This is a genomic window from Nonomuraea sp. NPDC049158, assembly GCF_040648335.1.
GTDB lineage: Bacteria > Actinomycetota > Actinomycetes > Streptosporangiales > Streptosporangiaceae > Nonomuraea.
Map to the genome: position 1 here is coordinate 131,086 of NZ_JBEZDM010000026.1, position 24,613 is coordinate 155,698.

Consider the following 24,613-nt stretch of genomic DNA (forward strand, 5'->3'; position numbering starts at 1 on the left):
GGGCGGGCGAGCCCCGGCCAGCCGCCCGCAGGGCTTCCATTCACGGCAGTTCGAACGGGAGCTTGATGCCGTCCAGCGCCGACCCGCACGGGCATGATCGCTCACTCGGCAGCCCCTGCACGGCCTCGGCCACCAGACCCCGCATGCGGGTCACATTCCGGGCGAAGAACTCCAGCACCTCGTCATGGGTCACGCCTTCGCCGGCCTCCACCCCGGCGTCGTGGTCGGTCACCAGCGACAGGGACGTGTAGCAGAGGGCCAGCTCGCGGGCCAGGATCGCCTCGGGGAAGCCGGTCATGCCGACGATCGTCCACCCGTTGCCCGCGAACCAGCGCGACTCCGCCCGGGTCGAGAAGCGCGGGCCCTCGATCACCACGAGGGTGCCGCCGTCGACCGTGGCCCAGCCGCCCGCCCGAGCGGCCGTCACGGCCACGGAGCGGCCCGAAGGGCAGTAGGGGTCGGCGAAGGACACGTGGACCGCGCCGTCGATGTCGTAGAAGGTCTGGACTCGTCCTGACGTACGGTCGATGAGCTGATCGGGGATCACGATCGCGCCCGGTCCGTGCTCGACCTGGAGCGAGCCCACGGCGCTGGGCGCGAGCACCTGGCGGACGCCGAGTGAGCGCAGCGCCCAGAGGTTGGCCCGGTAGGGGATGCGATGGGGCGGAAAGCGATGATCCCGCCCGTGTCTGGGGATGAACGCCACGGGACGCGAGCCGATCCGCCCGACCGTGACCACGTCGCTGGGTGGCCCGTAAGGGGTGGCCACCTCTATCTCCTCCGCATCGTCGAGCAGGGAGTAAAAGCCCGAACCGCCGATGACGCCGATGTCTGCACGAGTGAGCATGGCGCCGAGATTAGCGGCATTGGTGGAGGGGGAGCAGGGGCTGAATGGCGTTCTGTGGATAACTTACTTCACTGCGTTAGCACACAAGTGCGAAGAGTAGTATCTTCGCATGCGGCAAAAGGGCCTCGTCTTCATCATCGTCGCGCTCATGCTGGGCCTGCTGCTCGCGGCGCTCGACCAGACGATCGTGTCGACCGCCCTGCCGACGATCGTGAGCGACCTTGGCGGCCTGGAGCAGCTGTCCTGGGTGGTGACGGCCTACCTGCTCGCCTCGACGGTCTCCACGCCGCTCTGGGGCAAGCTGGGCGACCAGTTCGGCCGTAAGAGGCTGTTCGTCGCGGCGATCGTCATCTTTCTCGTCGGCTCGGCGCTCTGCGGCCTGAGCCAGAACATGGGCGAGCTCATCTTCTTCCGCTCGATCCAGGGCCTGGGCGGCGGTGGGCTCATGGTGCTGGCCCAGGCGATCGTCGGCGACGTCGTGTCGCCCCGCGACAGGGGGAAATACCAGGGGTTCTTCGGCGGGGTCTTCGCGGTGTCCAGCATTGTGGGGCCGCTGCTCGGCGGTCTGTTCGTCGACCATCTCAGCTGGCACTGGGTCTTCTACATCAACCTGCCCATCGGCGCGGTCGCGCTGTTCGTGATCGCCACGGCGCTGCCGGGGGACCAGACGCGGACCAAACACAAGATCGACTATGCGGGCGTCGTGCTGCTCGGCGGCGCCACGTCCTGCCTCGTCCTGATCGCCACCGGGGGCGCCACCGTGAGCCCGATGATCATCGGGCTCACGGTGGCGGCCGTCGTCCTGCTCGCCGGGTGGGTGCTCGCCGAGCGGCGGGCGGCCGAGCCGGTTCTGCCGCTCGGGCTGTTCAGGCTCAGGGCGTTCTCGATGACGGCGTTCGTCGGGTTCGTGGTGGGGTTCGGGATGTTCGGCGCGCTCGCGTACCTTCCGCTCTATCTGCAGGTGGTTCACGGGGTCAGCGCGACACTGTCCGGGGTCTATCTGCTGCCGATGATGGCGGGGATGTTCACGATGTCCATCGTGAGCGGTCAGATCATCGCCAGGACCGGCAGATACCGCTTCCTGCCCATCGCGGGCACGGGGGTGGCGACGGTCGGGATGTTCCTGCTCTCCATGGTGACCGAGCACACGAGCCTGTCGGCGCTGGGCCTATACCTGCTGGTCCTGGGTGTGGGGCTGGGGATGACCATGCAGGTGCTGGTGATCATCGTGCAGAACGCGGTCGACTTCAAGGACCTCGGGGTGGCCACGTCGGGGGCGACGTTCTTCCGGATGATCGGCGGCTCGTTCGGCGTCGCCACGCTCGGCGCGGTCTTCACCGCCCGGCTCGACGCCGATCTGCGCGGGCTGCTGGCCAGGACCAGACTGCCGCCGGGCTTCGATCCGGCGCAGGTCCAGCAGGATCCCACCACCATCCAGCGGCTGCCGGGCGACCTCGTGGCGGAGTTCCTGCATGTGTACGCCGACGCGATCGCCGCCGTCTTCCGGGTGGCGGCGCCGGTGATGTTCGTCGCCTTCCTGCTCAGTTGGCTGATTCCGCAGCAACGCCTCAGGGAGACGACCAAGGCGACCGACCTGGGCGAGGGGTTGGGCGCAACGTCGGCCGAGCGGTCGTCGCTGGCCGAGGTCGAGCGAGGTCTCGTACGCCTGGCGGACGCCAACCTGCGCAGGGGCTTCTACAAACGGGTGGGCGACTTGGCCGGTTTGACCGGCGTACCACCGCAGGGCGTCTGGATCGTGGCCAGGCTCGGCGGCGAGGGCTGGGTCAAGGCCGCGGACCTGGCGGCGCGGGCGAACGTCAGCCGCGAACAAGGCCGTCCCTATGCCAACCAGCTGATAACGGACGGCCTTGTCGAACGGTCACCGGATGGCGACTCGCTGCGGCTCACAGAAGACGGCCAGCGGGCCGCGCTGAGGCTGCTGCGCTGCTCGAGCGAGGGATTGAGCAGACTCGTCGCGGACTGGGGCGCGAATCCCCAGCTGGAGCAACTCGTCGAACGAGTCGCCCCGGCCCTGCTCGGCGTCAACGCCGATTGCCCACGCCAGCAGCGTAAAGGGCGCTAGGAGGTGGCGGAAGCGGCCGCGGGGGCCGGAGTCGTGGTGGACTTCGACTCGGCCGGCTTGGACTCGGCGGGCTTGCTCTCGCTCGACTTCCCGTTGGAAGAGGACGAAGAGGAGGAGGACGAACCAGTCGAACTGGCCCGATTGTCCGTGCGGTAGAAGCCCGATCCCTTGAACACGATCCCGACGGCGGAGAACACCTTGCGCAGGTTCCCCTCGCAGGCCGGGCAGACGGTCAGCGCATCGTCGGTAAACTTCTGAACGACTTCGAGCTGCTCACCGCAGTCGTTGCAGGCGTACTGGTAGGTCGGCACGCGCTCCTCCTTCAAGTTCTGGCACTCGAGCGATGCGACTGCTAATGGTAACCGATTAGGTCAAACGTCTATTCCGAACCGCGTTCTCCGTACCATCCGGCCAGCTTGCCCCGGCGGCTGACGGCGCGCATGCGGCGCTCGACCTCGTCGCGGCAGGCCGCCGTGGCGACCACGAGAAGCTGGTCGTCCGCCCGGACCCGGGTGGTGCCCGAGGGTACGAACGATTTGCCGTCGCGGACGACGAGCGTGACCGCGGCCCCGGCCGGCAGGCGCAGCTCGAAGATCTCGACGCCGTGCAGCTGGGAGCCGGGCGGCACCTTGATCTGCAGCAGGTCGGCTTTCAGCTCCTCCAGCGGCGCCGACTCCACCTCCAGATCGTGCGCCTCTCCCGGGGCGGCCACGCCGAGGATCCTGGCCACGAACGGCAGCGTCGGCCCCTGCAGCAGCGTGAACACCATAACGATCACGAAGACCTCGTTGAAGATGTCCTTCGAGCCCGCGACCCCGGCCGCCCAGGGGATGGTCGCCAGCACGATGGGGACCGCTCCCCGCAGGCCGGCCCAGGACAGGAACGCCTGTTCGCGCCAGTTCGTCCGGCCGAGGCGCAGCAGCCGGGCCGCCAGCGCGCTGACCATCACGGACAGTGGCCTGGCCAGGAGCACCAGGACCGATCCCGCGATGAGGCCCTGCACGATCGCCGACGGCATCTCTTTCGGGTCGGCCAGCAGCCCGAGCATCACGAACAGCCCGATCTGCGCCAGCCAGGCCGCCCCTTCCGCGAACCCCCTGGTCGCCGCCCGGTGCGGCAGCCGCGAATTGCCCAGGATCAGCGCCGTCAGGTAGACGGCCAGGAAGCCGGAACCGTGCAGCAGCACCGCGCCGCCGTACGAGACGAAGGTCAGCGCCAGGACGGCGATCGGATACAGGCCCGAGGCGGGCAGGGCGACGCGGCGCAGGGCGTACGCGCCGGCGGGCCCGATGGCCAGGCCGACCGCCGCGCCGATGAGCAGCTCGGTCCCGGTGCGCATCAGGAACGCGCCGAGTGACGGCGGTGAGTGCGTGGCGCCGCTCAGCAGCACCACCGCGATCACCGTGGGCGCGTCGTTGAAGCCCGACTCCGCCTCCAGCACACCGGCCAGGCGCGGCGGCAGCGGCAGCCGCCGCAGCACCGAGAACACGGCGGCCGCGTCGGTGGAGGCCAGCACCGCGCCGAGGATCAGCGCGGAGGTCTGACCGAACCCCAGCAGCCCCTGTACGGCCACCGCCACCACCAGGATGCTGACCGCCACCCCCAGGGTGGCCAGGATCAGGGCCAACGGCACCGAGCGGCGCACATGGCTCCAGCTCGTGGTCAGACCGCCCTCCGCCAGGATCACCGCCAGCGCGCTCAGGCCGATCTGCTGGGCCAGCTCCGGATTGTCGAACTGGATGCCGAACCCGGCCTCGCCCAGGACCAGACCCAGGCCGAGGAAGAGCAGGAGGCTGGGCAGACCGCTGCGATGCGCGATGCGGACGGAGGCGATGGCCGCGATGACGATCGCGGCACCAAGGAGAAGCCAGACATCTAGCGTCATCTGGCCCCCTCCTGTGTGTTTCCTTCACATAAGCCTAGTGAGTCCGCTGGGTGTGATCGCCCAACGGACCTGCTGATCGTGCGGTTCGGCCGGCACGTCGTCGATCAGCTCACCGTCATGGAGAAGGGCGACAGTCGGGACGTTCGGCCCCACTCTGGACAGGGCGCGATCGTACGAGCCACCGCCGCGGCCGAGCCGTACCCCTGAGCGCCTGTCCACGGCGAGCGCGGGGGCGATCACGAGGGCGGCCGTGCGGACCGCGTCGACGCCGCGCCGGGTGTCGACCGGCTCCATGATCCCGAAGCGGCCGGGCGCCAGAGTGTCAGGACCGTCATAAACCGCCCAGTCGAGATCGTCGTCCTCCCGTAGCACGGGCAGCATCACGGTCGCGCCGTGCTTCCACAGCGCGAACACCAGCCCGTGCGTCCCCGGCTCCGAGCCGACGGACCAATAGCAAGCCACCAGCCCGGCCATCTGCGCCCACGGCTGATCGAGCAGAGTTTCGCGGACCTTCGAGGCGTTTATCCGCAACTGCTCCGGGGAGAGGAAGCTACGCGCTGAGAGCAGCTCACGGCGCAGTTTCATCTTGTCCACAGATACCTCCACTAGGGTCTACTCATGGCTGACTTCGACCCTGTGACGAAAGCCGTCGTGCCCGCCGCAGGTCTGGGCACCCGATTCCTACCAGCGACGAAGGCGACACCCAAGGAGATGTTGCCCATCGTCGACAAGCCCGCGATCCAGTATGTCGTCGAGGAGGCGGCCTCCGCCGGGCTCCTCGATCTCCTCATGGTCACCGGCAAGAACAAGCGGTCGATCGAGGACCACTTCGACCGGGCGTTCGAGCTGGAGGAGGTGCTGGAGGCAAAGGGCGACGAGCATCGGTTGTCCCAGGTCCGCGAGCCGGCCTCCCTGGCGACCCTGCACTACGTACGGCAGGGCGAGCCGAAGGGGCTCGGGCACGCGGTCCTCTGCGCCAAGCAGCACGTCGGCGACAACCCGTTCGCCTGCCTGCTCGGTGACGACCTCATCGACCACCGCGACAAGCTGCTCGAACGCATGATCCAGGTGCGGGGCACCTATGGCGGCAGCGTGATCGCGCTGATGGAGGTGCCCAAGGAGCAGGTCTCGCTGTACGGCGTGGCCACCATCGAGGCCACCTCCGAGTCCGATGTCGTACGGGTGACCGACCTCGTCGAGAAGCCGGCGGTGGACGAGGCGCCTTCCAACTGGGCGATCATCGGGCGTTACGTGATCGACCCGGCGGTCTTCGAGGTGCTCGAGAACACCCCGCCGGGCCGCGGCAACGAGATCCAGCTCACCGACGCGCTCCGCACGCTGGCCGCGCGCGGTTCCGAGGAGGGCGGGCCGGTCCACGGCGTGCTGTTCCGCGGCCGCCGCTACGACACCGGCGACAAACTCGAATATCTCCGCACGGTCGTGAAGTTCGCGGCCGACCGGCCCGACCTGGCGCCCGAGTTCGTGCCGTGGTTGCGGGAGTTCCTCGATGAAATCAGTTGACGCCCACCTGGCCGAGATCCTGGCCACGGTGCGTCCACTGGCCCCACTCGAACTCGACCTGGAGCAGGCCCTCGGCGCGACCCTGGCCGAGGAGGTCGCCTCGCCGGTGCCGCTGCCGCCGTTCGACAACTCGGCCATGGATGGCTACGCGGTACGTGCCCAGGATGTCGCGGATGTCCCGGTCACCCTCCCGGTGATCGACGACGTGGCCGCCGGGTCGAGCGAGCTGAGGGCGGTCGGTCCCGGGCATGCCGTCCGCATCATGACGGGGGCGCCCGTGCCCGCCGGCGCCGACGCCGTCGTGCCGGTGGAATGGACGGACGGCGGGACGGTCTCCGTCACGATCGACCGCGCCCCCACGGTCGGCAACGCCATCCGCCGGGCGGGTGAGGACGTACAAGCCGGTGAAGTGGTCCTCAAACCGGGCACGGTGATCGGGCCCGCGCAGCTCGGCATCATCGCCGGGGTGGGCCGCCGCCGCGTCATGGTACGGCCGCGCCCTCGCGTCGTGGTCCTGTCGACCGGTGCCGAACTGGTCGAACCCGGCATGCCCCTCGGGCCAGGCCAGATCTGGGACTCCAACAGCGTGACCCTGACCGCCGCCGTACGCGAGTCCGGCGCCGAGGGCTTCCGCGCGACCACCGTCGGCGACGACCCCGCCGCCTTCCTCGACCAGCTCGACGCGCAGCTCATCCGCGCCGACGCGATCGTCACCAGCGGCGGCGTCTCGATGGGCGCGTACGAACCGGTCAAAGAGGCGCTCACCCCGCTCGGCACGGTCAACTTCGAGAAGGTCGCGATGCAGCCCGGCATGCCGCAGGGCTTCGGCGTCGTGGGCGACGACCAGGTGCCGATCTTCGCGCTGCCCGGCAATCCGGTCTCGTCGTTCGTCTCTTTCCTGCTCTTCGTCCGGCCGGCCCTGCTGAAGATGCGCGGTCTGCCCGTTGTTCCACCGGAGACGGTCTCCGCCCGGGTCACCGGGCCGTTGCGGTCACCGTCGGGGCGGCGGTCGTATCTGCGCGGTGTGCTGTCGTCCGACGGCACCGTCTCGCCTGTACGTGGGCAGGGCTCGCACCAGCTGGCCGCGCTGGCCTCGGCCAACGCGCTGATCGTCGTACCCGAGGACGTGACCGAGGTGCCCGCCGGGGCTGTGGTGGAGGTGACCCGGTTTTGACGGAGTTCACCCATCTCGATGAGACGGGCGCCGCGCGCATGGTCGACGTGTCCGGCAAGGAGGTCGGGGCGCGGTCGGCCACGGCCACCGGGCGGGTGCTGTTGTCCGCCGCGGTGGTGGAGCTGCTGCGATCCGGTGAGGTGCCCAAGGGCGACGCGCTCGGTGTGGCGAGGATCGCCGGAATCATGGGTGCCAAGCGGACGCCCGACCTGATCCCGCTTTGTCATCCGATCGCGTTGCACGGCGTCAAGGTGTCGCTCGACGTCGAGGATTGGGGGGTCGCCATCACCTGCCGGGTGAAGACGGCCGACCGTACCGGGGTCGAGATGGAGGCGCTGACGGCGGTGTCCGTGGCGGCGCTCGCGTTGATCGACATGGTCAAGGCGGTCGATCCGGCCGCGGTGATCACCGACGTACGGGTGGAGGAGAAGGTGGGCGGCAAGACCGGGCTGTGGACGCGGTGATCCGGGCGTTGGTGGTGACCGTGTCGAATCGCGCATCAGCCGGGATTTACGCCGATAAATCAGGACCGCTCCTGGTTTCGTTGCTTTCGGCGGCCGGGTGCACCGTGGAGGGGCCCGTCGTGGTGCCCGATGGGGAGCCGGTCGAGGCCGCACTCCGCGACGGCGTTTCGGCGGGGTACGCGGTGATTGTGACGACCGGTGGGACCGGGCTGACACCGACCGATCTGACGCCGGAGATGACCGCCCGGGTGATCACCCGCGAGATTCCCGGGATAGCGGAGGCCATCCGGCAGGCGAACCGCGACAAAGTGCCGACCTCGATCCTTTCCCGTGGTCTGGCGGGCCAGGCGGGTGACACGTTGATCGTCAATCTGCCCGGATCCTCCGGAGGCGTACGGGATGGTGTGGCCGTACTCGCTCCCGTCCTTCAGCATGCGGTCGATCAGATTCGGGGCGGCGACCACCCCCGCCCTTAGTGTGCGGAGAGTCACCGCTGCTGATCCGTGGCGACATCGTGCCCGATAGGGGGATGATGAGAGATGTGGATCGACTTCGTGGCTGGCCGGCGGTTCTCAACGAAGGCCCGGTGGGCCTGCGACCGCTGCGGCTGGCCGACGTACGTGTGTGGCGAGAGACGCGGCTGCGCAACGCCGAGTGGCTGCGTCCCTGGGAGCCCAGCAATCCGGAGACCCCGCTGTTCCGAACGGGTCTCGGCCCGTACATCTCCATGGTCGGCACCCTGCGCCGCGAGGCCAGGCAGGGCCTCGCGCTGCCGTGGGTCGTCACGCACGGTGGCCGGTTCGCGGGACAGCTGACCATCGGCGCCATCGTCTGGGGCTCGGCCCGCTCGGCCCAGGTGGGCTACTGGATCGACGGCGCGCTGGCCGGTCAGGGCATCACCCCGACCGCGCTGGCGATGGCCGTGGACCACTGCTTCTTCACCACCGGCCTGCACCGGCTGGAGGCGAACATCCGCCCCGAGAATCAAGCCAGCCGCAGGGTGGTTGAGAAGCTCGGATTCAGGGAAGAAGGCATACGGCGTCGCCAACTTCACATCGATGGAGCCTGGCGCGACCACATTTGTTACGCGTTGACCGTCGAGGACGTTCCCGGGGGCTTGCTCGTACAGTGGCGTCGCGCGCGTGAGTCAGCCGCTCACGGTGGGTCTCCAGTAGAAGAGGTTTGACGATCTCGCGACACACCGCACCGAATGCTCGTCAATTAGTGACACGCGGTCTTACGGTGCGTGACGTGAGCACATCGAAGACGCCGCCAGCACCTAGGCGTTTTTGTGGTGCCCGGAGGTGGCTGTGAGCATCCTCCTCTACTTGGCCATCGTCGTTATGTGGCTGTGTGTCCTGGTTCCGATGTGGTTGCGCAGGGACAAGACCAACCTCGCCGAGCTGGTGGAACTCGAGGAGTACTACACCGGCGAACACCAGCTACCGGACCTGTCCCAGCAGCCCGACGACCTGGTGGAGCAGCCCGAGGACTACACGGGCGAGTTCGAACGCGTCGACCCACGGCAGTTCCGGGCCAGGCGCCGCGCGATCATCGTGGCCCGGCGCCGGCGACTGCTCTTCTTCACCGCCCTGCTCGTGATCGCCTCCGTCGTCACCGCCGCGGTGAAGGTGATCCCCTGGTGGAGCGTCGCGCCCGCCGGGGTCATCATGCTGGCGTACATGACCTTCCTCCGGATCGCGGTTCAGGTGGACCGCGAACGGCGCGATCGCGTGGTCCAGGCCCGTACGGCCCGCGCCCGGCGGCTGCGCGAGCAGCAGCGAGCGGCGGAGCTGGCGGCCGAACAGGCACAGGCCGAGATCATCGACTTGGCGGCTCGGCAGGGGGACGTACTGTTCGATCAGTACGCGGAGCCGCCTCGGCGGGCGGTGGGGGACTGAATGTGTGGCGCGAGGAGTGCTGGGAGTTTGCTAATCTGGTCAAGTCCATGGGGATGTAGCGCAGTCCGGTAGCGCACTTCGTTCGCATCGAAGGGGTCAGGGGTTCGAATCCCCTCATCTCCACCAGGAAGTTGCAGGTGAGAAGGGTCTTCGGAGTAATCCGGGGGCCCTTTTCTCATGTCTGGAAGTCGATGGGAGCCAATCGGGGAGCCATCTCACTCGGATTCTCTACCCGTGTCGGCTGTCGCCGAAGACGGCGTTCATCGTGCGAGCGCCTTTGGTGATCACTGGCCTTAGCTGCTGCCGGTACACAGCTTCGGTAACGCTGGTGCCCGCGTGCCCGACGAGATCGGCGATGGTCTCGATGGGTACGCCCTGGTCACTCATGATCGAGACGAACGAGTGACGCAGCTCACGAGGGTTCCAGTCGGTTCCGATGTTCGCCCTCTTGGTGATTCTCCGGAATGATCGCCGCACGTTCGCGGCGTCGAGTTGGGTCCCGGCGCTGGTGCAGAACACCAGGTCGAGGTCCTGCCATGCCGTGCCTGCCTTGAGCTTCTGAGCCGCTTGCCGTACGTGCTGCCGCTGGAGGGCTTCGGCGGCCAGTTTTGGAAGCTCTAGCGTGCGCCTGGACTTGGGGGTCTTGGTGTCACCTCCTACTCGGTCCGCCCGCCACACGTAGATGGCGAACCGCTTGTGCTTGAACCCGACTTCGGTCACCGGTCGCCAGGACTTGAGCTGCGGAATCCAGGCCACGACGTGATCCCAGCGGAGCACGCGGGCTTCCTCGGTGCGGATGCCCGTGGTGAGGCTGATTACCACGTAGGCGTGGAGTTCGGACGACTCTGCGGCCTTGAGCACCGCTTTTGCCTGCTCCCGGTTGAGCGCCTTGCTGGGCCGCCCATCCGTGCCTGTCGGCGTGGTGACCAGCTCGGCGACGTTTCTGAGAATCTTGTCGCGCGCCTGGGCCTGCCGAATGGCTCGCCTGAGGATGCTGTGGATCTCTCTGAGTGTGCTCGTCGCTCGGTCGGCGGCGAGGTTGTCAAGCCACTCATCGACGTGATCGGCGCTCAAGAGCTTGAGCTTGATCTTGCCGAGTGCCGGTATGACGTGCTTGTCGGCGAGGATGCGCAGCTTGGTGACCGTTCCTTCCGATCGCCCCTTGAGGCCCTTCGCGAACCAGTCGTTGACCGCCTGCTCCACGGTGTAGTTCTCCGATGCCGTGATGCCTGCCTCAAGTTCGTCGGCGAGCTTCTTGAGCTTGTCTTTGACGATGGCCTTGGTCTTGCCCTTGCGCTTGGGGCGATTGCGTTTGCCGTCGGGGTGGAACCCGAGGGAGATGGCTCCGGTGTAGCCGCCTCCCTCGGGATAGATGGTCGCTTCGTACTTGCCAATCAGGATCTTGGCCAAGGGATCAACCCTTCTCGTGACGGTTGAGGTACTCCTCGATCGCCTTCCTGATCACCCACGACACATCTCGTTCCTGCGACTCGGCGTACGTGCGGAGACGGTCTTTCAGTTCCGTGTCCACCCGTACGGGAGGCAGGGTCGTTCGGTCGCTCGTCATTGACGGCTTCCTTTCGTGTCATGCAGTTATCAAGAGGCGCTTGCCGGGTTGTGCGGCGGTGCCGCACAACCCGTCTGTAGAACGTTGTAGCACGCCGTTCTACGCCTCGTCTATCGCCTCCAGTGAGGAAATGAAGTCGGCAAGGTGCCGGTCGGTGATTCGGCGGAGTTTGCCGATCTTGATGCTCTTGAGCTGGTTGGTACGGAGAAGGAAGTAGACCTTGTCGCGTCCGATGCTCAGCATCTCGGCGACTTGCTCGACGGTGTATGCCTGCATGCGCATCCCCCCTCTCGTTCGTCGGGTTGGGCGGCTCCTTCCTTTGCGGGGTTGCCGCTGGCTACAGACTGTGATTGTCCGTCCGTTCGTCCGTCCGCGTCTGTCGTGCCCTATACACGCGCAGACGCGCGGACGGACGTGGACGAGGGACGCGGACGATTACAGATCGTGTACCTCTGGGAGAGCGCGCCAGCGTCCTCGCGCGACCTGTTCGACCTGGCGTACGCGGCCCAACTCCTGGAGGCGTTGGTAGACCCAGGTGCGGCGCATGCCGGTTGCGCGTATGAGATCGCCAATGCTCACCCCATCGCTGGGGGCCTGCCTCAGCGTGGCTGTCAGGGTCTCCTCGGCTTCCCGCGCAGCGCTGTCACGCGCATGCCGGGGCGATGGTTGAACGGTGGGCTGTGGCGGCATGACGGGCATTTCAGCCGCGCGTAGCAGGGCTTGGGCTGATACCTCGTCGAGTGGCGGGCGGTGTTCGGCGTGCCGTTCGGCGGTGGCCCGTACGCCCTCGTCGTCGAGGAGGTAGGTCCGGGCGCGGCGGGGGATGTCGTGTTCGGGGGAGCTGATCAGGAACTTGCCGGGGGCGTCCAGCTTGTGCGGGTGCCATCCGGCCTTGACCATGCCCTGTCCCAGGACGAGGTCCCCGTCGCGGGGTTCCCGGACGCGGAAGCACAGCCGGACGTCCATCTGGGAGCGAACCGCGCTCTTGCCCATCGCGTCTTTCGACGGGCGTTGAGTGGCGGCGATCAGGTTGACGGCTGGGGCGCGACCACGTCGGGCGATCGAGTCGGCGTACGTGATCGCGCGGGGTGCCTCGCTGGCCAGCTCGGCGTACTCATCGATGACGATGATCAGCGCGGGCCGGTCCGGCGATGGCTCCCATACCCGTTCGCCGCGTCGGGTGAGGTCATCCGCCCGTCCGTCGAGGATGACCACCGCATCGGCCAGCAGAGCTTCCGCCTCCTGCGGGGTGGTGGCCAGGCGATCGATGCACGACATCCACGGCAACAACTCCATGCCGCGCTTGAGGTCGACCGCCCACAGGATCACGTCCTGGCAGGCGGTCAGGTCCCCGAGCAGGACGTTCACGCCTCCGGACTTCCCTGCCCCGGACATGCCCGCGAACAGCCCGTGCCGCCTGAGCAGCGGAACCCGTACGGGCGCACCGTCCTCGAACAGCCCGAGTTTCGCCGGTTGCGTGATCGACGTGATGGACGGGCCAGGCCAGACGATGGCGTCGGCGTGCGGGTCGGTTTCGATCACCCGCACATCGGCGCGGTTGGCCTTCTTGCTGGCCACCGGCAGGACGCGTACCCCGCCGCGTGTGGTGCCGAGCGCCGATTCCAGGCGAGGGACGGCGTTGACCGCGTCTTCGACGGTCTGGCCGACGCCCAGCCCGAGGCGGAAGCGATAGCCCCATAGATCGACCATGGCCGATTGGATGCGGGATCCGGCCAGACCGACGGCTTGGGCGATGTCCGGCCAGGCGGCAAGCGTGCGCTCGACCCGCACGCGGGCACGCCGCCGGCGGTGCGCCCACCAGGGCACGGCGAGCACGAGCGAGGTGATGCCAAGCACGGCGGGTAGGGGTGGTGTGAACGGCCCTATGTAGGTGGCCAGGGTGAGCCACGTTCCGACGAACGCCGTGGTGAAGGCGGCATAACCGCGTTCGATCGGGCGGGGGAGGTTGGCCCATCGACCCCATACGACCAGTGCGGCGGCCATCCCGATCGCGCTGATCAGGACGGTAGACCACCATTCGGGAAACCACCGACGCAGGATCACGCCATTCAGCAGGACTGATGCGGCGACGATGAGCGGGGCGAGTTCGGACCGATACCGCCAGACCAGGCGGGCGATACCGGCGATGACCAGGGGCGCGAACTCCAGGTCGTCGATCATGGCGACGGGTTGGACGCCGTAGCGGCGCATCCGGCGTGCGTTGCGGCGCATCTCGTAGCGCGATGCCCGGTGCCTGCTCAACGGCCCTCACCGGCCGTCTGGTCGGGGTGGGTCTGGGCGTGTAGTTCGTCACGCACGTAGTACAGGGGGTCGTCGTCGCCGTCGCGTTCGGCGGCCAGCGTGGCGCGGATGGCGGCCAGCAGGTTGGCGCGCTGGTGGCGGATGCTGGCCAGTTCGGCACGTAGGCCGGTGATCTCGTCGATCAGGGCTTCGATGTCGTCGAGGGCGCTGATCACGTACGCCCAGATGGGGAGCAGGGGCAGGGGGTCTCGGGTGAGTGCCGCCAGGAGTTGAGCGGCGGTGTTGTTGCGGGTGGCAACCTCCTGAAGATCGGTATGTGGGTAGGGGTGACGGTTTGGCACTAGGCATCCCTCCTTCGGTCGGGGGTCATTGGTTGGTGATCCACTTCGCGATGCCGTTGATCACGGTGCTGATGCCGGGCGCGAACGTGGTCGCGGCCAGCAGGAAGCCGAACACGAGGGCGAGGATCGCTTGCCACAGGCGCAACCCGAGGTAGCGCCAGGCGACGAACACGATCACGCCCACGATCACGACCAGTGGAACGGTGACTTCCACAGGGACTCACCTCCTCTCGACGGGCGGAACAGCGTGTACCCGAGGGCGGCGTGGTCGCCCTGGAACGCAGAGACGGGGAAGGTCAGATGCCGTCCTGGTGCGCCTTGCGGCGGTGCCAACGGGCACGTGCGCGGCACTTGGAGCACCGCCTCTGGCCACGCTGTACGGCAGCGCCACAGGCGCAGCCCCTCGCCAGCGGAAGCGTGATCGGCAGGGTTCGCATCAGACATTCACCCCCGCCCTGGTCACGTGGTGGTGTGCGTAGGTGCCCAGGACGCGGCGGCTCATCGCCCCCATGGGGGAGGCAGCCGTGTTGGGCAAGTGGCGCTTGTCCTCACGCTTGATCGAGATGACCAGCACCACGAACAACACGAGCATGGCGGCCGACAGGGCTAGGGCCAGGAACACGACGAACAGTCCGATGTCCACCGCTCACGCCCCCTCGATCTCGTCGAGGGCGATCGCGTCGCGGTAGGAGTCCAGGGCCGCACGGCGATCCATCGCCGCCTGCGTGATCAGGACGGCTTCGTAACGCACGCTGCCGAAGTCCACGCCGGCAACGTGGTGTCCGTTCTCGACCGTGGGTGTGGTGCCCAACAGGGCGGCGATCCGCTCGACTTCGGCGATCGCCTCAACTTCGCTACTGGCGTCGGTTTCGTAGTTGGTGTGGACCGACACCCGAACGGTTCCGTACCTGGGAACAGGCACCTGGGGGTGGCCGTCCAGGAAGGTGGCCAGGGTGCGCAATCCGGCGATCAGTTCGCGGCGGTGGTAACGCTGAGCTGGGCTCATCTAGATCACATCCCTTCCGATTCCGGTGACCTACGAGGAGAAAGTAGGTTTCAGAGAAGGGGTGAACCCATCACGCGATGTGATCTTGCAGTGAGATCAAAAACATCGTGCGATGAGATGGCCTAGATCCTGCGGTGAGATAAGCCCCAGCTCACGGCACATGCGCAAATGAGACCCCCGACAGGGCCCTTTGGGAACTGGCACTCTCACGAGCGCAGAAGGGCCCTGCCGGGGGCGTTCACACGACGGTGCGCGACCAGTGGGAAAGGTATGAGCCAGTCGCCGCACCGTCGCGCGTCTACGGCACTGTCTTCATCCCGTGCAGCTCGACGACTTGGGCGACGGCCAGTGCGCGAGGGTGGAGGTGAAAATCGTCCCAGGCGACGAACACGTTGTGCGCTGCCAGGACGACGGCACTGAGCACGCCGGGCCGGTAGAGGTCGGCCAACACACCGACGCTCCGAGCGTGGGTCGCCGTGTAGAGGGTGAAGTCCTCGTGCAGCATAGGGCACTGCTCCAACGCCTTGGGGATGCAGTTCCAGCACGTAGGTGGGGCGTTGGTGCGCCCTCTGTCCGGGCCGGTGCGCTCGAACACCGTCTTGGTAAGCGGCCATGGGATCAGCCCCGATGTGGAATCGGTCGCCGGATCGCCACACACCTGGCACAACAACCGGTCCATGCATCGCCACTGACGGCGCGTGTTGAGCTTGCGCATGCGCTCTGAGCCACGCCTTGCCGGATCGTCGCGTAGATCGCGCGTACGGGCGCGGAGGATGCCGCCCACGCTGCCCAACGTGCCCGCATGCGGGTTGATCCAGTCGCCGGCTCGCGATGGACAGTAGGACAAGCGCGCCCTACCGGCGTACGGCTCGAAGCTGATCGGGTCGGCTACTAGCTCGTTGGCGAACGCGATCGTGTACGGGATGGTCGAGTAGCCGCTCATCCAAGATCACCTCCTCGGAACGGCACCTCGCCGGACGCGCCGGGCGTCGCTAGAGGCGGCTTGGGCGCGGCTCCGCAAAGCTCCTCGTACCGCGCGGCGACACGTCGCGCAGTTCGCCTCGCGTCTGCCGTGGGAAGCCAGGCGTAGACAGGGCGGTCATGTCGGCGGTTCCAGCCTGTACGCCACCAAAAGCGATCACCGTTCGTCCAAACGATCAGGCCACGCCAAACCGACACCACGGCCAACCCGTAGCCGTCGTTCACATCCGTCGAGATCCCGAGCATGGCCAGCTCTCGTTGAAGCTGGTCAGCCACGGCAACGGCGGCATTGGAGGCGAGCCGAGACGGCCCTTGCTCCCTGGTCATGCATCCGCCTCCCGCAACTCCGCTTATCGAGGGAAAGAAACGAGGCGGAAGTCGGACAAATGATGATCTTGGATTCTCGCCTCAGCTCAGTTCCGACCTGCGCCATGAACTGATGTGAGGTTTCCAAGCAAGCCGGTTTCGCAGAATCTCACCGTGATATCTCACGGTGTGATGGACTGGATGAGTTCTACTTTTCTCGAAAGGCGCGCTACCAGGGGAACGGAACGCCGCCATGACGATGGATCAAGAGCGAGTCCGCCACGTTCTGGGAACTGTTTTCGCACGTCAGGACATAGAGGACGTGTGCAAGCAGCGTGATCTCGGCGGCGTTATCCGCATCCTGACCAAGTACGGCATCACCCAAGGCCAGATCGCGAGCCTCACCGGGATACCCCAGGGACGGGTCAGCGAGTACAAGAGCGGCAAGCGCATCCCGACCGCAAAGCATACATTTGAGTCGTTCGCTGACGGTTTGGGCATGCCTGGCCACTTGCGTCGCTATATGGGCTTGGCGTCCTCTGATGGCAGAAGCAGTGCGCGGGTCGTCAGTGATGGGGTCCAGATCCCCACAGACACTTTCGACTTGCAGCTCTTCGCTGAAGCGATCGGGAAAAGGGGCGAGCCGTTGAAGCGCCGCGAACTGCTGGCCATGGTGGCACAACTCGGTGCCCAGTCAGCTTTGGCTCAAAGTGAGGCATGGGAGAAGGTTGCATTCGCTCTGTCCAGGCCGAGCGCACTTGATGAAGCGGTAGTACGGGAGATGGAAGCAAGGTCCGCCGGCTTCCATCGTCTCGAAGAAATGTTGCCTGCGCATACGATTTTCAAGGGGCTTGCAGCTCATCTCACCGAGATCGGCACCATCCTGAACGGCACAGCGACCGATCCCAAGGACGAGCTTCGCCAACGCCTAATCATCGTTGCGGGAGAAAGCAGCGTACTGGCCGGTTGGATCGCAACAGATCTGGGAAACGTATCTGCGGCCCGGAACTTCTACGACACTGCAGAGAAAGCCTCTAAAGAGGCTAACGATCCCGCTATAATCGCCTGCGCATATGGATACAGGAGTTATATACCAAGCGGTAAAGGAAACCATGGGCGGGCACGCGCCCTTCTGGCAACCGCGCTAGAGCATCTGCCCAGGGAGACATCACCCGGAACTACTTCGTGGCTGGCCGCGAGACACGCGGAAGAGAGCGCCGCACTGGGTGAAAAGGAAGCAGCACTTCGATCGTGGACTGATGCTAACGAGGCGTTTAATGTCGCGGATCCCGAAGAGGATCGCGTATGGACAAGATTCCTAGACCGGGATCGCTTCGACTCCTTCCAGATCTCCACCTACGCACAAGTCGGCCGATTGGATGAAGCCGAGCGGGTAGCCCGTGCTGTCATTGCGCGCCTTCCCGAGGTAGAACGAAAGCGCGCAGGCATCATTCTTGGCGACATCGCCACGGCTCATCTCGTGCATGGCTCAGTGGCGGAAGCTGCCAAAGCGGCCAGAGAAGGTCTTGCGATCATTCGTGAAACGGAGTCCGGCATCTGGCTGCCGCGATTTATCGTCCTGGCGGAGTCGCTCAGGCGCTGGCAGACTCAGCCACCAGTCCGCGCATTCCTAGAAGAATTGGCCCTCACGAAGCGTCAGTTCTCTGCGTCTCCGCGATAATCCAGCTAGGTAGCACCAGCAGCCATTTTCTGGCGACCTGGGTAGTGCGAGATCTTGGCGACATCAATACATCGAGCTTATCCACCGGATGTTACTGGACATACTTTCCAGATAGGCGTCCTGTCTCCAGAAAAGTCGACAATGGGGGTAGGCTGACTTATCGGATCAGATGCTTTCTTGCAAATCTGGCGATCAGTGACGTCTGCCGTCTGAACGTAATGAATGGCGCGATCGCCATCAACTAGAATGGCATGCCATCCATCCTTAACGGCAATGGAGTACCCGACGTACCTGAACGTCTTCGTTTCGATAACTTCTAATGGAAGCCACGGTTTGCGTACAGTCTCTTTGACGGTTGAATAGTCATAGGGAACATGATATATATGAGTGATCAAACCGAAAATAAATACCGATAACACTGTGGCGAACAGGCCTTTGACAACTGCTTCAAAGCTGTGAAAAACAAGCGCCTCGAATTTTACGGGCAAGGATTCGTCCATCTCCCCTTCAGGGGCACTTCCCTGGTCGTTCTCCGTATCGCTTCCTTCGACTTGGTGCTCCTCTCTGATCTGATCCACCCACAGAAAACTCGCTCGTACACGCTCACGCCAGCCCGAGAAGTGGTCGAAAACCAAGAAGGCGACGACGAGGCCGGCGAAGATAAGCGTTGGCCATACGGATGGCCAGACTAACGCCCTTTTGCTTGGTGTAAACAATACGTGCCAAAGGTTAGCGACGGACTCCCAACCCACTTTGAGCGATTCCGGAATCCCTGCGTAAGCAGGCACGGCGACCGCCATCGCCAGCAATCCAACGAGGAAGCTTTTCCACGCGCGCAGCAGGAATAAACCTATCACCAGCAATGGAAAGAAGGGCGGAATAAGAGGGATCAGTGTACCGAGCAACGTGCCTGTAACTCCACCCAGAGACGCAATCGCTCCTGCCACGGATGAATCGTAATCGGATATTACTAGCAAGCGGATTGCCGATGCAAAGAGTAGAACAATGGGAGAAAGTACGAAGACTTTTATGGTATTCGTAAGTCTTCGACTTGGGAGCTCTTGGCTTGTGCCAGTCACAACCGGCTCCTATCGCTCATCGTCACCAGCGCAATCCTGCAGCTCTTCGCAGCCTGGTGCGGTTACGGACTTCGCATCGAGATTCCCCCGCTTGTAGAGCGTACGCCACTCCGCTGACACTTCGCGGTAAACTTTCTAGGGAGTCCCCGACCGGCCCTCATCGGCGCTCACAGAGTCCCACGCAGGCGCCAGGGGCAGTCTCAACCCACCAGTGCGCGGATTCCCGGAATAGTTGGCCCGTTACGAAGCGTCAGTTCTCTGCGTCTCCGCACGAATCCAGCCTAGGTAGTCGTCGCTCCCGGCGGCAATTTCCACTGCGATGATTTCCGGTGTCTCGTAGCTGTGGTTGGCTTTGATGTGGTTCTCAAGTGCGGCGAATAGAGCATTTGTGGTCTTGATGACCAACTGCCATTCCTGCTCGTCGCGCAAGGAACCTCGCCACCAGTACAGGGACCGAATCGGTCCAATGATCTGTACGCCAGCGGCTAGACGTTTTGAGGTGATGCTGCGTGCCAGGGCGGCACCTTCCTCGGCGCTCGGCACAGTGGTAAGGACCTGTACGTAACCCTTCACAACCCAGTTCCCCTTGAGCCGAAGGTGATGATCGCGTGAGCCCTCACAGTAGAGCCATGAGCGTATCGATAACAATACCTGCCATGCTCACTTGACGGGGCATGCGATGGGATGATGACCGATGACGCACCCTTCTTGAAAGGCGACGCACTATTTCCCAAGGGTGCGATTATTTGGGTCTTTCGTGACTTGAGTCTGCTTCTCGCCTCAACAGTGCCCGCCCAGCGGCTAGCATTGCGTGAATTTCTCTAGCCGTCACTGGTATCGAGTGCTCCCCTCTGCGGCGGACGATAGAGATCGTCCCTTGCTGGTACTTCCCATCTATGAAAGCGCCTTGAACGAGAAAGGGTTTGCGCTCTTCAGGTTGCGGTGGAATCAAAATGCATACCATCTCGCCACCCTCCATGGATATGTTTTCTATTTTGAGTCGATCTATGGGTGGGTGGACATGGGAATCGATAGACTGATGATACCGCTCAACTCTTTTGCCGTCGATGGGGAGTGGGCTGAGTCTGCTAAGAACATCGCGACCGTCCTGCTTCTCCGAGCGAATCCCAACAAGTAGGATCCCCCCGTATTCTGAGTTTGCAAAACGTGCTACATCTTCAGAGAGCTCACATTGCCACTGCTTGTCTCGCTTCATTTCGTATGGTGCGGACTTGACTTCGAGCCACTCATTTTCGGCGACGCCGAGAAGGCGCGCGACGCCACCCCCACGCACGAGCTCATAGACCATGCGAGGGTCGGTGAGCGAATGGCTGAAGAAGAAGGATGAGTAGTTTAGTTCTCTCCTGATGGTGCAGGCTTGCGTAATGGTTGTGGACGATGGAAAGATGGCTTCGACCGACCATATATAAAGCCCTGGATCGTTGCTCTTGTGCACATCAACGAGTCTGACGGCCTTGTCTTTTTCGTATATGCTACATCCATATTCGTTGAGGATGGCTGCGAATCTGCTGCTCATCGCTCTTTGGGGTATCTCCCTAGGTGATCGAACTGAGAATTCGGCTTGGAACTCATCTGTCGCCGAAAAATCTATAAATATCATGGGGTTGGTGGACTCCCACGCTAGGGGAGATGCGTCGTCGATGCATAGGGTAAAACTGTAGGAATCCCTTGTGTTCGTTTGAAGGGAAGAGGTGGGGTTAAGAGTGGCAAGTGAGACGATGTATTCATGTATACCGTCTCTTAGTGCCTTTAGGGGAACTGACGGTGCTTGATTGCTAGAGAGCTCAAACTCTCGATCATCCGCAGTCCACAGAGATATCGCGACATCATTGAAGGTCACCTGAGCTTCCCGCCAATTACGGCGGTGGGTTCTGGGTTGGGCCATGGCCTCAGTATGGAGTTCGCTTGGCAGATGCGCCCGCCATTTAGAGCGGATCAAAGCGCCAGCATGGTCCAGCGCCCACATGCGAAGGCCACCGCCAGAGGGCGGTGGCCTGTTAGGCGAGGTCAGGCGTGGTCTAGTTCGTCACGTATGCGTAGCCAGTCGCACATCTTCACGGCACGGATCTCGGTCGCGTCTCGAAAGCAAGCCGGATAGAGGAGGTTCTCCGGGGCATCGCCGTTCGACATGCTGCAGTCGTACACGCTCGCGTCGTTCCTGCTCGGCGAGCGTGTACCCACCCCTCTGCCCACATCGCATACCACGGTCGTACCGCGCCAAGCGCTATCCGTCACGACCCGAAGACTCTACGCATTCACCCTGTGTACCCGCAAGACCGGTACACGCCGGCCCTGGAATATTCTGGCTCTGCACCTACATCAGTGCGTGATTCCTGACTGTGGCGGCATGCCTTGCTCTGTCGGCTCCACTTCATTGTATATTCCGGAGATATCGCCCTTGGATACGTCTCCGTTCGGCAAGAATGCTCCCGCAATATTCGTATCAATCACGTTTGCGTGAAGCATGTTCGCTTTCAGGAGATTGGCCTCCGATAGGTTCGCGTCTTGGAGGTTCGCCGAACTCAGTTTCGCCTCAACCATGCTAGCATTTGCCAAATTGGCTTTAGATAGGTCGGTCGAAGCTAGATTTGCGGCATCCAGCCATGTGTGAGATAGGTTTGATCCAGCCAATTTCGCCCCATTGAGATCAGCGCCACCGAGATCCACGTGCGACAGGTATGCCCCTGTCAGATTGGCGCCGCTCCAGTCTGCATATGCAAATATCGCGCTGGACAGATCGGGTTGAGAATGGCGCGACTTCGCTATCGTGCCGAGTACTCTTAGTGCGGCAAGCACGTCGGCTCCAGGCCGCCAAAGCGGCCGCTTTTTTGGCCGCTCAGGCGATAGTAAGCTTCTGTGTGAAATGGACATGCTCGACGTACGTCCATCATGTTCCAAGATAAATGCGACTACCACATTTTCGATAGTCTCAGCGTCGGCTGAAGAGTCTGCCGCGATACGCTCAAGCGCATATATGCCACCGATATGAACCTCAACCGATTTATCCGAACCAAGCTGTTCTACTGCCTTGGTGTACCGGTCGGTGATCTGTTGTTGCTGAGTGGCTTTAAGCGTTTCCTGTCCAGTTTCCCAGGTTCTTGCTGTGTAGTAGAGGCCGCCAGCCGTAAATAGCAAGCCAAAGAGAACGCCGACCGAAGTGAAATTTTGCCATGGACGCTGTCGATACGCGTCATACAGTTCCTGGCGCTTCTCAACTGGCAATGCATCCAATTCGGCCTGTGTTGGGCTAGTCACGCGGGGTGTGCGGATGCGTAGAGATCGTCGAGACTGGGAACTGGGTTTCGGTGTGCGCGTGGTCTGCTCAAGCTTGCGAAATGTCCTCGTGCCCCGGCGAGAATTGGCCGACTTGGTGCTGGTCGGCGTGGCCGGTAGCGGTTTGGAGGGTGCAGTAGATGGGTTCTCCGACTCCGGCGAAGTAGAGGCGCTCACGTCAGCACAGTATCGGGTGGCCTCGTATTACGAGAGTAATCGATGATCGTGGATGGGAGGTTGTACGCTGCGCCAGCCACCAAGGTGCTTCACTGGCCCGCTCCCAACACCCCCCGCGTAGGCGGGACTTCAGATCATCAGTACGAACGAGGCAAAGGAAGGACCGCCGACGGCTGGCGGTGGCCTGTTAGATGAGGTCAGCCGTGCTCTACCTCGTTCCGTACGAGGTGCCACACGTGTACGTTGACAGCGCGAATCTCGGTCGGGTCGCGCAAGCAAGCAGGGTAGAGCAGGCTCTCCGGGGCGTCGCCGTTCGACACGCAGGGGGCAGGTATGGCCAGTGTCGGCACCTCGACAACGCCCCGCTACTCGTCGGCGCCGCATTGCTCCAGGACGGTGCCCGGGAGCCACGGCCACGAGTCGCGATCGTCGTTCTGGTCGTCGCGTAGGGGATGCCTGACGAGCACGAGGGTTTCCTCGGGGAAACGCCCGTCGTTGTCGTTCGGGAGATACTTGATCATGGGACCCTCCCACTCCGGGGCGGAGTCTCGGGAGCCAATTTTGGGAGCCACCGACTTGCGGCTCCGTCAGACTTCCCCCGTCCTCCCCGGAGTGTTCTGTAAGGTGAGAGGCACCCGATCGACTCAGATCGACATGATCAGACTTGCCTGTCTTCCTTCGCATCGAAGGGGTCAGGGGTTCGAATCCCCTCATCTCCACCAGGGGCCGTTCTTGAGACGGCTGGACTGAGGTTGACGGGATCCCGCCTGATCATTGTGATCAGGCGGGATCTCGCCGTTTCAGGGGTTACCGAATCGGGTTCGTCCTGGTTCGGGACCGGTGGGGCTGGTGCCTGGAGAGGCCCGGGTGGTGTCAGGCCGCTGGTGGAGGTCCATGTGGCGTCACTGGGCAGGGCTAAGCCGACGCCGGGCTGGGTGCTGCGACGAGGTGGGCGACCTGAGCTCCGGAGAGAACTTCGCCGGCACCATCTGGGCCCCGAGCCGGATCGTGATCTTTCCGATCATTCGGTGCTGTCAGCGCTTGTCGCACTGTTGTTCCATCTGCTGACCCGGCTGCCCTGGCTGGCCGGTCGCATCTGGTCAGATGCCATTCTGCTGGATCTCACCATTGCTGGCTCCTCCATCGCGGGACCGATAGCGATGTCCTTGTACGACGTGGCCACCGAGGGCACCCCAGGGGATTGCGTTCTACCGTGGTGGACCTCGTGGCGTTCCAGCGTTGGTGGCTGAGCAGTTCGTTCGGCCTGTCTGCATTCGGCCCGGAAGATTTGACGACTGCGCGGTCAGAGAGACGGGAAGCGGCTTTCATCTGCCAGTCGACGGCTCAAGAGGCGACGCGGGCCGGTGCCCTCGTCTCCGAGACGATCGTCGGGGTTGCGCAGGACGCATCGATCGATGGAAAGGCATCCGCAGCCGACGCAGTCGGACAGCTTGTCGCGCAGGCGGGTGAGCTGCTCGATGCGGGTGTCGAGTTCGGCTCGCCATGAGGCGGATAGGCGGGTCCAGTCTTCCCTGTTCGGTGTGCGCTCCTCCGGAAGGCCTGCCAGCGCCTCGCCTACCATGCGCAGCGGAATGCCGACTCGCTGCGCCACCCGGATGAAGGCCACCCTGCGCAGGGTGTCGCGGGAGTAGCGTCGTTGGTTTCCCGCAGTCCTGCGACTGCGGATCAGGCCCTTCTCTTCGTAAAAGTGCAAGGCGGTCACCGCGACACCGGCACGGGCAGCGAGCTGCCCGACAGTGAGCTCCTTGGCGTCAAAAGGGGGTTTCGTCACGCCTCTGAGGCTAGAGCTTGACCTCGGCTATAGTCGAGGTTTCATCCTTGACGCGTGACAAGATTTCCTGCGGACACCGCCCCGCCCCCCACCGGCCGCGCTGGGCGACGGGAATGGATCGGGCTTGCCGTTCTGTCCATCCCCGCTCTCCTCGCCTTGAGGTTCCCCCTGCGGCGTAGACACCCCTGACAATGGATCTTGTCCATAGAGGGGAGCCTTCGGGTGGCACGACCGTCGAAGTTCGGCGAGGAG

Annotated in this window: 27 protein-coding genes and 1 tRNA gene; 9 read left to right on the plus strand and 19 right to left on the minus strand. The window is 64.2% G+C overall.

Annotation, left to right across the window (positions count from 1 at the left end; translation table 11 throughout):
* Positions 1 to 40: 40 nt before the first annotated feature.
* Positions 41 to 847, minus strand: coding sequence for an S-methyl-5'-thioadenosine phosphorylase (locus tag AB0B61_RS40320; protein ID WP_225296101.1), 807 nt, complete (start codon positions 845 to 847; stop codon positions 41 to 43).
* Between the two features lie 109 nt (positions 848 to 956).
* Between AB0B61_RS40320 and AB0B61_RS40325 the strand changes: the two genes are divergently transcribed.
* A complete protein-coding gene (locus AB0B61_RS40325) occupies positions 957 to 2,930 on the plus strand; it encodes a DHA2 family efflux MFS transporter permease subunit (RefSeq protein WP_358443857.1) in 1,974 nt (657 codons plus the stop codon).
* On the opposite strand, the gene AB0B61_RS40330 is transcribed toward AB0B61_RS40325, so the two are convergent.
* The 3 genes from AB0B61_RS40330 to AB0B61_RS40340 all read right to left on the minus strand — a co-directional run bounded on the left by AB0B61_RS40330 (position 2,927) and on the right by AB0B61_RS40340 (position 5,400).
* Positions 2,927 to 3,241 (minus strand): FmdB family zinc ribbon protein, encoded by a 315-nt coding sequence (locus tag AB0B61_RS40330; protein WP_358443859.1) that lies wholly within the window; start codon positions 3,239 to 3,241, stop codon positions 2,927 to 2,929. The genes AB0B61_RS40325 and AB0B61_RS40330 overlap by 4 nt on opposite strands.
* 68 nt (positions 3,242 to 3,309) lie before the next feature.
* Entirely contained in the window at positions 3,310 to 4,815 is a 1,506-nt protein-coding gene (locus AB0B61_RS40335) for a potassium/proton antiporter (protein ID WP_358443862.1), read from the minus strand.
* Positions 4,816 to 4,839: 24 nt separating this feature from the next.
* Positions 4,840 to 5,400, minus strand: coding sequence for a 5-formyltetrahydrofolate cyclo-ligase (locus AB0B61_RS40340; RefSeq protein ID WP_358443920.1), 561 nt, complete (start codon positions 5,398 to 5,400; stop codon positions 4,840 to 4,842).
* Positions 5,401 to 5,433: 33 nt separating this feature from the next.
* On the opposite strand from AB0B61_RS40340, the gene galU reads away from it, so the two are divergent.
* The 7 genes from galU (at position 5,434) to AB0B61_RS40375 (ending at position 10,001) form a co-directional block, all read left to right on the plus strand.
* Positions 5,434 to 6,336 carry a UTP--glucose-1-phosphate uridylyltransferase GalU gene (gene galU / locus AB0B61_RS40345; RefSeq protein ID WP_358443865.1) on the plus strand — a complete coding sequence of 301 codons (903 nt, stop codon included), beginning with the start codon at positions 5,434 to 5,436 and terminating at the stop codon, positions 6,334 to 6,336.
* Positions 6,323 to 7,510: a gephyrin-like molybdotransferase Glp gene (glp, locus tag AB0B61_RS40350; protein ID WP_358443868.1), complete on the plus strand. Its 1,188-nt coding sequence runs from the start codon at positions 6,323 to 6,325 to the stop codon at positions 7,508 to 7,510. The genes galU and glp overlap by 14 nt, the downstream gene beginning before the upstream one ends.
* Entirely contained in the window at positions 7,507 to 7,974 is a 468-nt protein-coding gene (gene moaC, locus AB0B61_RS40355; protein WP_225296114.1) for a cyclic pyranopterin monophosphate synthase MoaC, read from the plus strand. Before glp ends, moaC begins: the two co-directional genes overlap by 4 nt.
* Entirely contained in the window at positions 7,971 to 8,450 is a 480-nt protein-coding gene (locus AB0B61_RS40360; protein ID WP_358443922.1) for a MogA/MoaB family molybdenum cofactor biosynthesis protein, read from the plus strand. The genes moaC and AB0B61_RS40360 overlap by 4 nt, the downstream gene beginning before the upstream one ends.
* A 56-nt stretch (positions 8,451 to 8,506) precedes the next feature.
* Positions 8,507 to 9,160, plus strand: a complete 654-nt coding sequence (locus AB0B61_RS40365) for a GNAT family protein (protein ID WP_357944580.1) — start codon at positions 8,507 to 8,509, stop codon at positions 9,158 to 9,160.
* A 142-nt stretch (positions 9,161 to 9,302) separates the two neighbouring features.
* Positions 9,303 to 9,875 carry a hypothetical protein gene (locus AB0B61_RS40370; RefSeq protein WP_358443871.1) on the plus strand — a complete coding sequence of 191 codons (573 nt, stop codon included), beginning with the start codon at positions 9,303 to 9,305 and terminating at the stop codon, positions 9,873 to 9,875.
* 49 nt (positions 9,876 to 9,924) lie between these two features.
* A tRNA-Ala gene (locus AB0B61_RS40375) sits at positions 9,925 to 10,001 on the plus strand.
* A 102-nt stretch (positions 10,002 to 10,103) separates the two neighbouring features.
* On the opposite strand, the gene AB0B61_RS40380 is transcribed toward AB0B61_RS40375, so the two are convergent.
* The 9 genes from AB0B61_RS40380 to AB0B61_RS40420 form a co-directional block, all read right to left on the minus strand.
* A complete protein-coding gene (locus AB0B61_RS40380) occupies positions 10,104 to 11,285 on the minus strand; it encodes a tyrosine-type recombinase/integrase (protein WP_358443874.1) in 1,182 nt (393 codons plus the stop codon).
* Between the two features lie 4 nt (positions 11,286 to 11,289).
* Complete coding sequence (locus AB0B61_RS40385) at positions 11,290 to 11,442, minus strand: ribbon-helix-helix domain-containing protein (RefSeq protein WP_355436076.1); 153 nt, start codon at positions 11,440 to 11,442, stop codon at positions 11,290 to 11,292.
* A gap of 99 nt (positions 11,443 to 11,541) precedes the next feature.
* Entirely contained in the window at positions 11,542 to 11,724 is a 183-nt protein-coding gene (locus AB0B61_RS40390; RefSeq protein WP_358443877.1) for a helix-turn-helix domain-containing protein, read from the minus strand.
* A 153-nt stretch (positions 11,725 to 11,877) separates the two neighbouring features.
* The gene (locus AB0B61_RS40395; protein WP_358443880.1) at positions 11,878 to 13,674 is read right to left on the minus strand and encodes a cell division protein FtsK; all 1,797 of its coding nucleotides are present in this window, start codon (positions 13,672 to 13,674) and stop codon (positions 11,878 to 11,880) included.
* Between the two features lie 26 nt (positions 13,675 to 13,700).
* Positions 13,701 to 14,045, minus strand: a complete 345-nt coding sequence (locus tag AB0B61_RS40400; RefSeq protein WP_358443883.1) for a hypothetical protein — start codon at positions 14,043 to 14,045, stop codon at positions 13,701 to 13,703.
* Positions 14,046 to 14,070: 25 nt separating this feature from the next.
* Positions 14,071 to 14,259 carry a hypothetical protein gene (locus tag AB0B61_RS40405; RefSeq protein WP_358443886.1) on the minus strand — a complete coding sequence of 63 codons (189 nt, stop codon included), beginning with the start codon at positions 14,257 to 14,259 and terminating at the stop codon, positions 14,071 to 14,073.
* A 222-nt stretch (positions 14,260 to 14,481) separates the two neighbouring features.
* Positions 14,482 to 14,688, minus strand: a complete 207-nt coding sequence (locus AB0B61_RS40410; RefSeq protein ID WP_358443889.1) for a hypothetical protein — start codon at positions 14,686 to 14,688, stop codon at positions 14,482 to 14,484.
* A gap of 3 nt (positions 14,689 to 14,691) precedes the next feature.
* Positions 14,692 to 15,051, minus strand: a complete 360-nt coding sequence (locus AB0B61_RS40415; RefSeq protein ID WP_358443891.1) for a hypothetical protein — start codon at positions 15,049 to 15,051, stop codon at positions 14,692 to 14,694.
* A gap of 298 nt (positions 15,052 to 15,349) precedes the next feature.
* Positions 15,350 to 15,994: a hypothetical protein gene (locus tag AB0B61_RS40420; RefSeq protein WP_358443894.1), complete on the minus strand. Its 645-nt coding sequence runs from the start codon at positions 15,992 to 15,994 to the stop codon at positions 15,350 to 15,352.
* Between the two features lie 597 nt (positions 15,995 to 16,591).
* Between AB0B61_RS40420 and AB0B61_RS40425 the strand changes: the two genes are divergently transcribed.
* Positions 16,592 to 18,019, plus strand: coding sequence for a helix-turn-helix transcriptional regulator (locus AB0B61_RS40425; protein ID WP_358443897.1), 1,428 nt, complete (start codon positions 16,592 to 16,594; stop codon positions 18,017 to 18,019).
* A 77-nt stretch (positions 18,020 to 18,096) separates the two neighbouring features.
* On the opposite strand, the gene AB0B61_RS40430 is transcribed toward AB0B61_RS40425, so the two are convergent.
* From AB0B61_RS40430 to soxR, 6 genes are all read right to left on the minus strand, one after another.
* Entirely contained in the window at positions 18,097 to 18,966 is an 870-nt protein-coding gene (locus AB0B61_RS40430) for a hypothetical protein (RefSeq protein WP_358443900.1), read from the minus strand.
* Positions 18,967 to 19,338: 372 nt separating this feature from the next.
* Complete coding sequence (gene cutA, locus AB0B61_RS40435) at positions 19,339 to 19,671, minus strand: divalent-cation tolerance protein CutA (protein WP_358443903.1); 333 nt, start codon at positions 19,669 to 19,671, stop codon at positions 19,339 to 19,341.
* Positions 19,672 to 19,840: 169 nt separating this feature from the next.
* The gene (locus AB0B61_RS40440) at positions 19,841 to 20,959 is read right to left on the minus strand and encodes an ATP-binding protein (protein ID WP_358443906.1); all 1,119 of its coding nucleotides are present in this window, start codon (positions 20,957 to 20,959) and stop codon (positions 19,841 to 19,843) included.
* Positions 20,960 to 21,438: 479 nt separating this feature from the next.
* Positions 21,439 to 22,374 carry a pentapeptide repeat-containing protein gene (locus AB0B61_RS40445; RefSeq protein ID WP_358443909.1) on the minus strand — a complete coding sequence of 312 codons (936 nt, stop codon included), beginning with the start codon at positions 22,372 to 22,374 and terminating at the stop codon, positions 21,439 to 21,441.
* A gap of 560 nt (positions 22,375 to 22,934) precedes the next feature.
* Complete coding sequence (locus tag AB0B61_RS40450; RefSeq protein WP_358443911.1) at positions 22,935 to 23,090, minus strand: hypothetical protein; 156 nt, start codon at positions 23,088 to 23,090, stop codon at positions 22,935 to 22,937.
* 782 nt (positions 23,091 to 23,872) lie between these two features.
* Positions 23,873 to 24,361 carry a redox-sensitive transcriptional activator SoxR gene (gene soxR, locus AB0B61_RS40455; RefSeq protein WP_358443914.1) on the minus strand — a complete coding sequence of 163 codons (489 nt, stop codon included), beginning with the start codon at positions 24,359 to 24,361 and terminating at the stop codon, positions 23,873 to 23,875.
* Positions 24,362 to 24,613: the final 252 nt, after the last annotated feature.

Coding starts and splice junctions, on each gene's coding strand:
- AB0B61_RS40395 (WP_358443880.1), bottom strand. CDS start 13,674: ATGCGCCGCAACGCACGCCGGATGCGCCGCTACGGCGTCCAACCCGTC.
- AB0B61_RS40420 (WP_358443894.1), bottom strand. CDS start 15,994: ATGAGCGGCTACTCGACCATCCCGTACACGATCGCGTTCGCCAACGAG.
- AB0B61_RS40335 (WP_358443862.1), bottom strand. CDS start 4,815: ATGACGCTAGATGTCTGGCTTCTCCTTGGTGCCGCGATCGTCATCGCG.
- AB0B61_RS40385 (WP_355436076.1), bottom strand. CDS start 11,442: ATGACGAGCGACCGAACGACCCTGCCTCCCGTACGGGTGGACACGGAA.
- AB0B61_RS40425 (WP_358443897.1), top strand. CDS start 16,592: ATGACGATGGATCAAGAGCGAGTCCGCCACGTTCTGGGAACTGTTTTC.
- AB0B61_RS40415 (WP_358443891.1), bottom strand. CDS start 15,051: ATGAGCCCAGCTCAGCGTTACCACCGCCGCGAACTGATCGCCGGATTG.
- AB0B61_RS40365 (WP_357944580.1), top strand. CDS start 8,507: ATGAGAGATGTGGATCGACTTCGTGGCTGGCCGGCGGTTCTCAACGAA.
- AB0B61_RS40450 (WP_358443911.1), bottom strand. CDS start 23,090: ATGATCAAGTATCTCCCGAACGACAACGACGGGCGTTTCCCCGAGGAA.
- galU (WP_358443865.1), top strand. CDS start 5,434: ATGGCTGACTTCGACCCTGTGACGAAAGCCGTCGTGCCCGCCGCAGGT.
- AB0B61_RS40320 (WP_225296101.1), bottom strand. CDS start 847: ATGCTCACTCGTGCAGACATCGGCGTCATCGGCGGTTCGGGCTTTTAC.
- AB0B61_RS40390 (WP_358443877.1), bottom strand. CDS start 11,724: ATGCGCATGCAGGCATACACCGTCGAGCAAGTCGCCGAGATGCTGAGC.
- glp (WP_358443868.1), top strand. CDS start 6,323: ATGAAATCAGTTGACGCCCACCTGGCCGAGATCCTGGCCACGGTGCGT.
- AB0B61_RS40325 (WP_358443857.1), top strand. CDS start 957: ATGCGGCAAAAGGGCCTCGTCTTCATCATCGTCGCGCTCATGCTGGGC.
- AB0B61_RS40340 (WP_358443920.1), bottom strand. CDS start 5,400: ATGAAACTGCGCCGTGAGCTGCTCTCAGCGCGTAGCTTCCTCTCCCCG.